11 protein-coding genes and 1 pseudogene are annotated in these 11,213 nt (G+C 60.0%); 3 read left to right on the forward strand and 9 right to left on the reverse strand.

Annotation, left to right across the window (positions count from 1 at the left end; genetic code table 11):
* Positions 1-234: 234 nt before the first annotated feature.
* The 4 genes and pseudogenes from CIK74_RS11475 to clpS all read right to left on the reverse strand — a co-directional run.
* Positions 235-1,029 (reverse strand): annotated as a pseudogene (locus CIK74_RS11475) (MBL fold metallo-hydrolase); the annotation flags it as partial.
* Entirely contained in the window at positions 1,026-1,949 is a 924-nt protein-coding gene (murI, locus tag CIK74_RS11480) for a glutamate racemase (protein ID WP_096256354.1), read from the reverse strand. The pseudogene CIK74_RS11475 and the gene murI, both read right to left, overlap by 4 nt.
* 3 nt (positions 1,950-1,952) lie before the next feature.
* Entirely contained in the window at positions 1,953-2,531 is a 579-nt protein-coding gene (locus CIK74_RS11485; RefSeq protein WP_096256355.1) for a DUF2017 domain-containing protein, read from the reverse strand.
* Positions 2,532-2,536: 5 nt separating this feature from the next.
* On the reverse strand, positions 2,537-2,821 hold the full coding sequence (gene clpS / locus CIK74_RS11490) for an ATP-dependent Clp protease adapter ClpS (protein WP_096256356.1): 285 nt from the start codon (positions 2,819-2,821) through the stop codon (positions 2,537-2,539).
* A 117-nt stretch (positions 2,822-2,938) separates the two neighbouring features.
* On the opposite strand from clpS, the gene CIK74_RS11495 reads away from it, so the two are divergent.
* Both CIK74_RS11495 and CIK74_RS11500 read left to right on the forward strand, forming a co-directional pair.
* Positions 2,939-4,237 carry a nicotinate phosphoribosyltransferase gene (locus CIK74_RS11495; RefSeq protein WP_096256357.1) on the forward strand — a complete coding sequence of 433 codons (1,299 nt, stop codon included), beginning with the start codon at positions 2,939-2,941 and terminating at the stop codon, positions 4,235-4,237.
* A gap of 59 nt (positions 4,238-4,296) precedes the next feature.
* Complete coding sequence (locus CIK74_RS11500; protein ID WP_096256358.1) at positions 4,297-4,914, forward strand: isochorismatase family protein; 618 nt, start codon at positions 4,297-4,299, stop codon at positions 4,912-4,914.
* A gap of 58 nt (positions 4,915-4,972) precedes the next feature.
* Here CIK74_RS11500 and CIK74_RS11505 read toward each other — a convergent pair whose 3' ends face one another.
* From CIK74_RS11505 to CIK74_RS11525, 5 genes are read right to left on the reverse strand one after another with little or no spacing between them, the layout of a single operon-like run.
* Positions 4,973-5,629: a DUF998 domain-containing protein gene (locus CIK74_RS11505; RefSeq protein ID WP_096256359.1), complete on the reverse strand. Its 657-nt coding sequence runs from the start codon at positions 5,627-5,629 to the stop codon at positions 4,973-4,975.
* Positions 5,626-6,474, reverse strand: coding sequence for a hypothetical protein (locus CIK74_RS11510; protein WP_096256360.1), 849 nt, complete (start codon positions 6,472-6,474; stop codon positions 5,626-5,628). Before CIK74_RS11510 ends, CIK74_RS11505 begins: the two co-directional genes overlap by 4 nt.
* Positions 6,474-8,177: a phosphatidylglycerol lysyltransferase domain-containing protein gene (locus tag CIK74_RS11515; RefSeq protein ID WP_096256361.1), complete on the reverse strand. Its 1,704-nt coding sequence runs from the start codon at positions 8,175-8,177 to the stop codon at positions 6,474-6,476. The genes CIK74_RS11510 and CIK74_RS11515 overlap by 1 nt, the downstream gene beginning before the upstream one ends.
* Before the next feature lie 47 nt (positions 8,178-8,224).
* The gene (locus CIK74_RS11520; RefSeq protein ID WP_096256362.1) at positions 8,225-9,991 is read right to left on the reverse strand and encodes a DEAD/DEAH box helicase; all 1,767 of its coding nucleotides are present in this window, start codon (positions 9,989-9,991) and stop codon (positions 8,225-8,227) included.
* A gap of 59 nt (positions 9,992-10,050) precedes the next feature.
* The gene (locus CIK74_RS11525) at positions 10,051-10,323 is read right to left on the reverse strand and encodes a DUF3039 domain-containing protein (RefSeq protein WP_229677163.1); all 273 of its coding nucleotides are present in this window, start codon (positions 10,321-10,323) and stop codon (positions 10,051-10,053) included.
* A 213-nt stretch (positions 10,324-10,536) separates the two neighbouring features.
* Between CIK74_RS11525 and CIK74_RS11530 the strand changes: the two genes are divergently transcribed.
* Positions 10,537-11,213: hypothetical protein (locus CIK74_RS11530; RefSeq protein ID WP_205738280.1), on the forward strand; the 677-nt coding region annotated here is incomplete at its 3' end.

The raw sequence follows: 11,213 nt of genomic DNA on the forward strand, positions 1-11,213 counted from the left end.
TCCGGGTCAAGGATAAGACTTTGGGTTAAACAGCTCACCGGCGGACCTTAACTTCCGCCGGTGAGCTTGGTTGGCCTTAGTTTTTCGCTACTTCTTGCGCTTGAGCAGTGGGAACTTGCGGACCTTTTCGTAATTGATTTTTGGCAACGAGCCGGTACGGGATTTGAGGTAATCGGTACCCAAATCGCCTTTAAAGAGCGTTGGGTGCTTCTCTTCCTTCAGAGTTCCGGAATATACGCCGTAGGTCACCCCGGAAATTGCCACCGCAATACCGCGATCGTAGGTTTCCTTCGCCTCATTGACGATCTTGTTAATGTCGGTCCAGACCGGGATATGAGTCAGCAAGAGGCGTTCGGCACCGGCCTGGGTGGCCATCGCTCCGGCACGTTTACCGGTTAGGTGAACTCCATCGATCGCGTCATCACGGCCTTCTTCAAAGGCCGCTTCGCACAAGAACATGTCTGAGTCCTTGGCGGCATCTACCAATCCCTGACAAGTATCGGTATCACCGGAATAGGTCAGCACACTAGTGAGCAGTTCCCCATCTGGGCCCGGCTCGTGGGCCTCGACGCGCAACGCGTAGGACTCCTCGATAGGGTGACGCACCGGGTACGGGGTAATCGTAAACGGCCCAATGTTCACCGGTTTCAGCGGTGTCCAGTGCTTAAAGTCGTAATCTTGGTGCATGGTGTCACCCTCGGGCAACCCATAAGCGGTCTCGATGCGATTCGCGGTATCAGCAGGACCATGTACCAGCATCTTTTCGCGATTCCAGCCGTTAGGATCCCAACGGATCGCCACGTGCATACCGCACAGATCCATGCAGTGATCCGGGTGCAGGTGGGAAATCATGATGCCGTCGAGGTCTTTAATATCGGTGTAGCGCTGCAGTACGCCCAGTGCACCAGAGCCCAAATCAAGCAAGATCTTCCAGTCACGGGTGCCGTCAAAGGCCGTCACCAGATAACAGGACGCTGGAGAGCTCGGCCCGGGGAATGACCCGGTGCAACCGATAATGGTCAGCTTCATTGCTTACTCGCTTTCGCCGCGGCAATCAATTCCGGGGTTAGCCTGGTGATCGCACCGGTGGGATAGTGGGCGGCCACATGGTCCACATGGCGCACCTGCAACACTTCTGGTCCGAGGAACCGGCGAGCCAATACCCCAAAACTATCAGCGTTACCGGTGGCAAGGAATTCATGACGCGCCGCCAACTGGTCATCACGCATCAATTGGTGGGTCGTCAGCGCACGGAACGCGTCCTTCGCGGTCTCCTCGGCGCTGGACACCAAGGTCACCGAATCCCCCATCACATAAGAAATCACGCCGGTCAGCAACGGGTAGTGTGTGCATCCCAAGATGAGGGTGTCTACCCCGGCCTCTTTAAGCGGAGCCAAATACTCTTCGGCCTGTTCCAATAGTTCGGCTCCAGCGGTAATCCCGGACTCCACAAATTCGACAAACCGTGGACAAGCCACCGCATGTACCTTCAATGCTGGAGCGGCCGCAAATGCGTCCTCATAGGCACGCGAGCCCACGGTAGCTTGGGTACCGATCAGCCCGATCTTCCCGTTTTTAGTCGCCGCCACCGCACGGCGCACCGCAGGCTGAATCACTTCAACCACCGGGATTCCGTAGCGCGCGGTATAACGCTCACGCGCATCACGCAGCACCGCGGAGGAGGCCGAGTTACACGCAATCACCAACAGCTTCACCCCGGCGTCCACCAGCTCATCCATCACACCCAACGCGTTAGCACGCACCTGGGCTATGGGCAGCGGACCGTAGGGCGAATTGGCGGTATCTCCCACATAGATCAAAGATTCACCGGGCAGCTGATCGATAATGGCACGTGCCACCGTCAGCCCACCCACCCCGGAGTCAAAAATACCGATGGGCGTATTAGCTTGTGGCGCACTGACCGGACCGGAGGCGAAATAAGAATTCATGACCTAGCGCTCCGCGCTCATCAACGCCTGCATCAAGGTGTCCTGCACCCAGGAAACCAGGTTATAGACCAGTCCTAAGTATTCTTCGGAGGTAGTGACCTTCGCGGCATCCACCAACTGTGCGATCCGCTCCGAATCAGCTTCGCTTTGAATGTTCAGCCGTTCGGCAAGCACCAGCCGCACATCGTTCAGTGCGCGTGCAAAACCTTGGGCCTCGGATACGGAAAGCACCAGCTTCTCGGTCTCCAGCAACAGCTGAGAACGACGTAACAAAGAAATCTTTTCGGTAATCAGATCCAACTCGGTCAGCCGGCGGAATTCATCTGCCACATCTTCATCGTCCGAGGCATCCGGTAGCAGGCGCTTAACCGCCGCGTCGGCAGGTTCGGGCAGGTTCGCCGATTCTGGGCGCATTCCGGTCAGCGCGTACAGCGGGTCAAGATCTTCGGGTAGCTCGTGGATCTGTGCACGTTCTTCGAGCACGGTGATCACATCGCTAAATAATTCGCGCAATAATTTTCGTTCCGCGCTCGCCAAGGAACCGGTGATGCCGCGGGCACCATTTTTAAAGGCTTTAGCCACGTAGCTTAGGCCTCCTGAGTCATGGTCGCCTGCAAACCGAAGCCGTGCATCGCATGCACATCGGATTCGATGGCCTCCCGGGAGCCGGAACGCACCACACAAAAACCATCGTTGTGCACCTGCAACATCAGCTGGTCGGCGCGCTCGCGAGTGAACCCAAAGTAGGACTGGAACACGTAAGAAACGTAGTTCATCAGGTTTACCGGGTCATTCCACACGATCAGACGCCAGGCCTTATCCTGCGCCTTGACGGTCTCGGGGTTAGATATTACATCGGGCATAGCGGTCATAATTTCCATTTTACGCCCCAACACCGCGGTACACACGGTGCGTTGTGAATATCACCGCAAGCGTGAGCCGTTATACAGTAAAGGCCGGTCCATTCATTCTTCGATCAGGAGCACCACATGCTCACCAGCCTTTTCACCGACCACTACGAGCTGACCATGCTGCAGGCGGCCCTCGCCTCCGGCGCGGCTCACCGCCCCTCGGTCTTCGAAGCCTTCGCTCGCCGCCTTCCCGAGGGACGACGCTACGGCGTGGTTGCCGGCACCGGGCGTCTGCTCGAAGGGCTAAAGAACTTCCACTTCGACGATGCACAGCTGAAGTTCCTTTCGGACACCAAGGTGGTGAACAAGGAAACCCTGAGCTACCTGGAAAATTTCAAGTTCACCGGAGAGGTCACCGGCTACGCCGAAGGCGAGCTGTACTTCCCGAATTCACCCATCCTCACGGTGCGTTCTTCCTTCGCCGAGGCCTGCGTCATTGAAACCTACATCCTCTCGATCCTGAACCACGATTCGGCCATCGCCTCGGCCGCCTCACGGATGATCGCCTCCGCCGGTACCCGACCGTGCATTGAAATGGGCTCCCGGCGTACCCACGAGGAATCAGCGGTCGCCGCGGCACGCGCAGCGATCATTGCCGGCTTTGATTCCACCTCTAACTTGGAGGCTGGAGCACGCTACGGCATCAAAACCGTCGGCACCTCCGCCCACTCCTTCACCCTGCTCCACGATTCCGAGGAAGCCGCGTTCACCGCGCAAGTCAACTCCTTAGGCAAGGACACCACGCTGTTAGTAGACACCTACGATGTGGAAGCCGGCGTGCGCACCGCGGTCAAGGTCGGCGGCCCGCAGCTGGGCGGAGTACGCCTGGACTCCGGAGATCTCATCGCGCAGGCCGGTTGGGTCCGTGAGCTGCTCGATGACCTTGGCAATTGGAACACCAAGATCACCGTCACCTCAGATCTCGACGAATACGCGATCGCCGCGCTAGCCAGCGCCCCGGTCGACTCCTACGGAGTGGGCACCGCACTGGTGACCGGCTCCGGGCACCCTACCGCCTCGATGGTTTACAAGTTGGTGGCCCGGCAGGATTCGGCAGGGCAATGGATTCCAGTGGCCAAGGCTGCGGCAAATAAGACCAGCGTGGGCGGACGCAAGCACGCGATCCGTCAGCTCAACGAACGCAACCGTGCCACCGCCGAGGTCGTCTCACTTTCCGAATTCAGCACCGGTGGTCCGGAACGTAAGCTCTCGATCCCATTTGTTACCAACGGTGAAATCGATGAGTCCTACATTGGAGCGTCCGGCGTTAAAAAGGCGCGCGCTCGTCACTACGCGTCGATTCAGGAAATGCCCGGTGTAGCACGCAAACTGCAGCGCGGCGAGCCGGTCATTCCCACGATTATGCGCGAAGACTAAGCACTCAGGCAGTATCATGGTTAAAACCCCTACTCACTCGCAATGATTAGGAGAAACTTATGAGCAGAGCACTGCTAATTGTCGATGTCCAGCCCGATTTCTGTGAAGGCGGCGCGCTGGCGGTGACCGGAGGTAACGCTGTCGCGTCGGCTATCGCCAGCGACGCGGACACCCGCCGCGACTCCTACGCAGCCATCATCACCACTCAGGATTGGCATATCAGCCCGGGTGCCCACTTCTCGGACACCCCTGATTTTGTCGATTCCTGGCCGGTGCACTGTGTGGCTGGAACCACCGGTGCGGCTCTGCACCCGCAGATCGCCGCACTGGAAGTTGACGCGCACTTCGCCAAGGGCCGCTTCGCTGCCGCCTACTCGGGTTTTGAGGCACGCCTGCTCGATCCGAACGCCGCGCCCGAGGATGAATCGGGCATGTTGTTGGCCGATTGGTTGCGCGAGCGAGAAATCACCACGGTAGACATCGTGGGTATCGCTACCGATCACTGCGTACGAGCCACCGCGATCGATGCCGCAGCCGCCGGGTTCACCACCACCGTGCTCGCCCCGCTGACCGCGGCGGTCACGCCGGAAAACCTGCCGAAGGTTTATACGGAACTGCGCGAGGCTGGCGCCACGGTGCTCACCCTTGGGTTGGAACCGCTCAGCCCCGCACCCTAAACCAATGTTTAACTGACCAACGCCGCCGGACAATATATTTGTTCGGCGGCGTTGGTGTTTAAGTTTGTGGCTTCGCCCCGTCTAGGGCCGCTAGATCTAGGCAGAGCGCCGAGAAGGCGAGAGTTTGCACCCGTTGCACCACTCCTGGAAGCAGCTTGGGAAACAGCACCGTGAGCGTTTCGCTGAGCAGCAGCAATCCCACGGCGGGCCCCGCGCAGGTGCGCAAGATCCGCGCGGCTAAACCGTCAGGCACTTGCGCCGAGCGCTGTATCCGCCAATGCTCTAGGCAGATCCCGGCAGCGGCCACCCCTGCCACGGTGGTGGTCACATAGTGCATCGTGTGGCTAACACTTGGTGTCCAGTCCTTCTGCGCGTGCCCCGGGCGTAAATGATCATGGGAAATCGGATAATCCAGTGGGCTGAGCGCATCGCCGATAGTTGCCGCACCAAAAAGTTCCAGCCAGCTTCCTAACCATTTGGAACCGCCACTGCGCTGAGTCATCCCGGCGGTAATAAATAAGCTCCCCGCCCCTAGGTCAAGGACTTGGAACAGCCGTCGATGCTCACGGTCGCGCGCCGCCAATTCGGAAAGCAGGGTCACCTGTGGGTCCAATTTCCAACCCAGCAGCGCCTCACCGAGCATTCCGCCCGAATAGGACACCGCGCCGACGCGCAACGCCGTGCGGTAGATCTTTGCCCGATCCAACGTTTTCATGTTCCTCGCCCTGCCATCTTTTCTTCGTCTTCGTGTGTGCTCTGAGCTTCATGCACCGGGTCCGCTCCGGGTTGTTTAGCCAACCACACGCAGGCCAGCAAACTCAGTGCGATCGCCACAAACTTAGCTACTTCCCAGCCTGGCCGGGAGGCATCCCCCAGCAGCATCATGCCCGCCACCCCGGGGACTACCACCTCGATCACCGTGAATACGGCCGTCATTGCACCCACCGAGCCATGCTCCAATGCCCTGGTGTAACTGGCCATAGCCACCACCCCGGCCACACATAGCACCCAAAGCAACGGTTGCATCAGGATCTGCCACAGCGAACCGCCCAGTTCCAGGCCGCGCGCGGCCAACGCGGAAACGCTGGCAGCGAGACCGGCTAAGATCGACATCGCCAATGGCACCCGGCGGCGGTATAACACCAGCAATGCCACCGTCAGCAGCAACATCACGGCGCCAAGCACCGGAGCTAAGAGGCGCGGCGCACCGGTGGCAGGTTGTTCTCCGGTAGCTAGTGCGATCACCACCAACCCGGCAACCAACAGTCCCATGGCCCACCAGGTCGAGGTACCCAGCCGCGTAGAAAAAACCATCTTGGCCAGCAGTACGGTCACAATGAGCGAACCGGCTATGAGCGCCTGCACGGTGAACAGGGTCAAAAACTGTAGCGCCACTAACGAGGCTACCCACGCCACACCGTCCAAGCCCAGACCCATCAGGTATAGCGGCTGGGTAAAAACTTTTAAACCTTCGGCACGTCGCGCGGCCACGGCTTCCAGCACCGAGGCGCTTCCATAACAAATACTTGCGATCAGCGCGGTGATCAGTCCCGTCACCATTAGTTCTGCTCCGGCGTTCTACTACGTGAGGAAAGACCGGGCACCTCGGCATAACCTTCGGCCTGAGCCATCGCCAATCCCTGGGTCAACCACAGATCCACGGTGCCCACCGCGGCATAGCGTGGTTGCCAACGTGGATCGTATTTCGCATTAAACTTCCACAGTGAGGCGACCTGGGCATGTTTAGAGGCTTGGCGTGCCACCAGCTTCTCAAAGAGCGAGGCATCAGGTGCCCCGGCGATCGCTTCGCGCAGGACCGCAAAGTTCAGCCCCAATCCGCCAGCACCCTCGGCGCGCAGCTTAAAAATGGTTTCCAGGATGACAAAGTCGGTGAGCCCGCCGGGCACCTGCTCGGCGGTGCTGCGACGCATCACGTCCAAGGACCAGCCGTTAACCGCGGGCGCCGGAACCCACTGGATAAACGCTTGAGCGACCCCCTCGGCATCTAGCGCAATGGAGAGCAGCAGTTCTTTATCTGCCGGGTCAAAGAGGCGCGAAAGCGTCATGGAAAATCCGCGTTCCACCTCGCCCTGCCGGCTCTCGGTAGCAAGCTCCGTCAACCGTTCGCGTAGCTTTGCATCAATCTCCAGCGGGTTGCGGTGCACCACCGTGTAACCGGCGCGGCCCAACCGGGCATGGCCCTGGCGTAAGGATTTGAACCTTTTACCATCGAGCGAAAACCCTTGAGTCTCAACGATCGCCTCATCGCCCAGATACACCGCACGCAAACCCGAGCGTTCGTAAATATCCAGCCAGTTCGCCGCCGCGCCGAGCACACTGACCGTCAGGCCGCGGCGCTCTGCCAGCAACATAAATTCAGCCCAAATTTCTTCCTGCTGCGCCGCGGGGCCGATCGGATCCGGGGATACCAAACAGACCGATCCGCGCACCGCATAGGCGATGACAGAATCGGCAAGGAAAAAGTACTGCTTGTCATCGCGCAAGGCAAAGTAGTCAAGGGTACCGCCACCATGGGCCAGCACCACCGCTCGGGCGCGTTCTCGTTGTGCGAGCTGTTCGCGGGTTCCGGCGGGCCGGGTACGGTTCGAGTCATAGAGGAACCACAGCATCATCGCGGTGAGGCAAATAATCAGCGTCGCGGCCAACTCCCAGCGCGGATGGGCACCACGCTCCTGTAGCTCCCCGCCGAAGGCTCCGAACAGGATTTGAACTTCGCCACCGATGCTCTGATGCCCGGCCTTCATCTGGCGCACAAAAAATCCGCCCGCGATCAGTGTGGCGACGCCCAGCGCGCCGGCGCTGATCCACAGCACCCGCCGGGTCAAAAATTTGCCCGGCCACACCGGAAAGGCACGGTGCTTGGCGGCTAACCAGAGTCCGCCGGCCACGGATAACACCATCACTGGCCAGTCGCTGAACTTGCCTAAGTGGAGCACGGCGTTGGCCAGTAGCAAGACCAACGATCCGGCCCACGCCACCGCATTTCCGGTGCGCAGATACCGGGCGACAATAAATAATCCAAAGGCACCGAACACCGCGTAAATGCGCGAGATCTGCGTCAAAAATTCGGGGAACAAGGTCACAGGACCCTGCAACCACCCGGAAATCAGTGAGGTCAGCGGGTGCAATAGCGGACCAAAAAGGCTCACCACCGCCAAAAAGATGGCTAAATAAGACGCGGCAGCCCGGGCGCGATCGCGTTGATGCACCCGGGCTGCGGCAGAAATATTACTACTGGTCATAGCGGTAGTATCGCACCGGTTGGACCCGGTACGCGGCACCGCGAAGGTTATTTACGTCCCACAAACCAGTCTTGGAGCTTGTCGATCCGTGCCTGGAGCTGATCAACGGTAGCTTGCGGCACCGCCGGACCACCACAGACGCTGCGCAACTTATTGTGCACCTGCCCGTGCGGCATCCCGGTGCGCGAGGCCCACGCGGACACGTTCTTCGACAGCTTCGAGCGCAAATCCATCATCCGCCGATGATCACTGACCGGTGCCGGCTTCGTGGCGCCACGGTTAATCTGCTTATTTTGCTGCTCACGCAACAGCGCGGAGACCTGCTCGGTATCGAGCAGGCCAGGGATCCCCAAGAAGCCGAGCTCCTCGTCGCTACCCAGCTCGGCGCCGGTACCAAATTCACCGCCGTCAAAGAGCACCCGGTCAAAGGCCGCTTGGGAGTTCAGCGCCTCAAACTTGGATTTGTTCAGCTCATCGCTGGCCTTCTCCTCGCGGTTAGCCTCCTCCAAAAACGCGTCATCCAACCCGTCTTCGAGCTTGTCCCCCGCGCGGTCCAGCGCATGGTCGCGTTCAACTTCCATCTCGTTGGCCAGCGCCATCAGCACCGGTACCGAGGGCAAGAACACGCTGGCGACCTCGCCGCGCTTGCGGCTACGCACAAAACGTCCTACCGCCTGAGCGAAGAACAACGGCGTCGAGGTGCTCGTCGCATACACACCCACACACAGCCGGGGCACGTCCACGCCCTCAGAAACCATGCGCACCGCCACCATCCAACGCGAATCGGAGGCCGCAAATTCGTCGATTTTCTGCGAGGCTTTGGGGTCATCAGAGAGGATCGTGGTGACCTTCTCGCCACAAATCGCCTCTAGCTGCGTGGCATAACCGCGCGCATCCTCATGGTCGGTGGCGATCACCAGGGCGCCGGCGTCCTTCACGGTACGCCGCACCTCGGAAAGCCGCCGATCCGCGGCGCGCAGCACCGAGGGAATCCAATCCCCATGCGGGTCTAGCGCGGTACGCCAGGCGTGCGCGGTGACGTCCTTGGTAAATCCGGCGCCTAGCTCGGCTTCCATCTCTTCGCCCGCGGCGGTACGCCAACGCATCGCCCCGGAATAGGCCATAAAGAGCACTGGGCGGACCACATTATCCTTCAGCGCCTTGCCGTAACCGTAGGAGTAATCCGCGGTCGATCGACGAATCCCGTCGCCCTCATCAACATACTGCACAAAAGGAATCGGAGCGGCGTCCGAGCGGAACGGCGTACCGGTCAGCGCAAGCCGGCGGGTAGCCGGTTCAAAGGCCTCACGAATACCGTCGCCCCAGGACAGCGCGTCCCCGGCATGGTGCACCTCGTCCATGATCACCAGCGTGCGAGCACCTTCGGTTTTTGCCCGGTGCACCGCAGGCTTCTGCGCAACCTGCGCATAGGTCACCACCACCCCCAGATAATGCGAGCCGTGCCGACCATCGGAGTTCTTATAATTGGGGTCCAGCGAGATTCCCACGCGCGCCGCCGCATCGGCCCACTGCTTTTTCAGGTGGTCCGTGGGCGCGACGACGATCAGCCGGTTGATCTTGCCCGAATCCACCAGCACCTTCGCCAGGCGCAGCGCAAAGGTAGTTTTACCCGCGCCGGGGGTCGCCACGGCCATAAAGTCCCGTGGTTCGGTATCAAAGTATTTGGCCAGCGCCTCGGCCTGCCAGGCGCGAAGTTTCGGCCCGGTCCCCCAGGCCGCCCGTTCCGGGTACGCCGGCGGGAGCTTGTCTTCCAGTGGAAGCTTGTCACCAAAGTCAAAAAGTGTCTCGGTCATATACCTTTTCCCGAACGTGCCTGCTGCTTGCCGTATTACCTAGTGCTTAGCGCAGCAATTTAGCCCATCAGGGTTTCGTAAATTTCCTTGCATTCGGGGCATACCGGGAACTTCTTCGGGTCCCGCCCCGGGGTCCATACCTTGCCGCACAGCGCGATCACCGGCTCGCCGGACATCGCCGACTCCATGATCTTTTCCTTCTGCACGTAGTGCGCAAAGCGCTCATGATCTCCGGCTTCGACACTTTGACTCGTGTCTGTGCGCTCGATCGTTGCCGTTCCGCCACGGGTTTCCTCAGACTGTTCCACCATGGCTTCAAGTCTAGTACGCATTGCCCGCCGCGGGCACCTCAAACGGTGGGAGCTTATCCACACACGCTACCCCTTGACCAGTCCCCCACCTCCTTGCCCAACATCTTTCCTCGCAGCAAACCCCACGCCACAATTATCGGTACTACCAGCACCTTTACCCACCCCAACTCTCCTACCGCCGATCCCCACCAACCACCGCCACCGCCCGCCCCACACGCTCCCTGACGCTAACAAATGTTCGATCCAACCGGGTGTGTCTGCACTTATCCACAGTCGGTTCGCACCCCCGCCTTCCCGGCCCACCCTTCCGCGCATACTCAAATCATGAACACCACCGCCGGGGCCACCCTCACCGAACTGCACACGACGCTCACCGAGCTCACCGCAGCCACCGGCGAGCCAGAAAACCTCACCGGCGAAACCCTACGCAAACTAGCCACCACCGGCACCGCCCTCTTCACCTTCCTACGCTTACACCTCGCCAACACCACCGATCCCCGCCTCGCCCTAGAGCTCGCCACCATCGGCCAACACCTCGAAGATGAAGCAGCCCGGATCCGTGTCACCGGCGCAGACCGGCTCGCCGCCACCAACGCCCACACCCTGGATGAATCAGAACTCGACACGCTACGCACCACCGCCCCTGACACCAGCCGCCAGGCGCACCGTTGTGCTGGTAAATCAAGCTTTCAAACACCCGCAGCGCTCCTAGCTTCTTGGACACATATCCCGTTTGGTGAAGCGAACAAACTCATCGGCGACGCCAGTGATCTTATTAGCCGCCGCGATATGGCTGGCAACCAGCTCCCACCACGTTTTGAACACCTCGCCACGTTATTCACCACCCCTGGCCCGGAACAATCACCGGCACTGCACCCATCGGTGGTGCGGGAGACCAGTCAGAAACTCGC

The sequence above is a fragment of the Glutamicibacter sp. BW77 genome (genome assembly GCF_002332285.1).
Lineage (GTDB): Bacteria > Actinomycetota > Actinomycetes > Actinomycetales > Micrococcaceae > Glutamicibacter > Glutamicibacter bergerei.

Coding starts and splice junctions, on each gene's coding strand:
- murI (WP_096256354.1), bottom strand. CDS start 1,949: ATGAATTCTTATTTCGCCTCCGGTCCGGTCAGTGCGCCACAAGCTAAT.
- clpS (WP_096256356.1), bottom strand. CDS start 2,821: ATGACCGCTATGCCCGATGTAATATCTAACCCCGAGACCGTCAAGGCG.
- CIK74_RS11495 (WP_096256357.1), top strand. CDS start 2,939: ATGCTCACCAGCCTTTTCACCGACCACTACGAGCTGACCATGCTGCAG.
- CIK74_RS11500 (WP_096256358.1), top strand. CDS start 4,297: ATGAGCAGAGCACTGCTAATTGTCGATGTCCAGCCCGATTTCTGTGAA.
- CIK74_RS11505 (WP_096256359.1), bottom strand. CDS start 5,629: ATGAAAACGTTGGATCGGGCAAAGATCTACCGCACGGCGTTGCGCGTC.
- CIK74_RS11510 (WP_096256360.1), bottom strand. CDS start 6,474: ATGGTGACGGGACTGATCACCGCGCTGATCGCAAGTATTTGTTATGGA.
- CIK74_RS11515 (WP_096256361.1), bottom strand. CDS start 8,177: ATGACCAGTAGTAATATTTCTGCCGCAGCCCGGGTGCATCAACGCGAT.
- CIK74_RS11520 (WP_096256362.1), bottom strand. CDS start 9,991: ATGACCGAGACACTTTTTGACTTTGGTGACAAGCTTCCACTGGAAGAC.
- CIK74_RS11525 (WP_229677163.1), bottom strand. CDS start 10,323: ATGCGTACTAGACTTGAAGCCATGGTGGAACAGTCTGAGGAAACCCGT.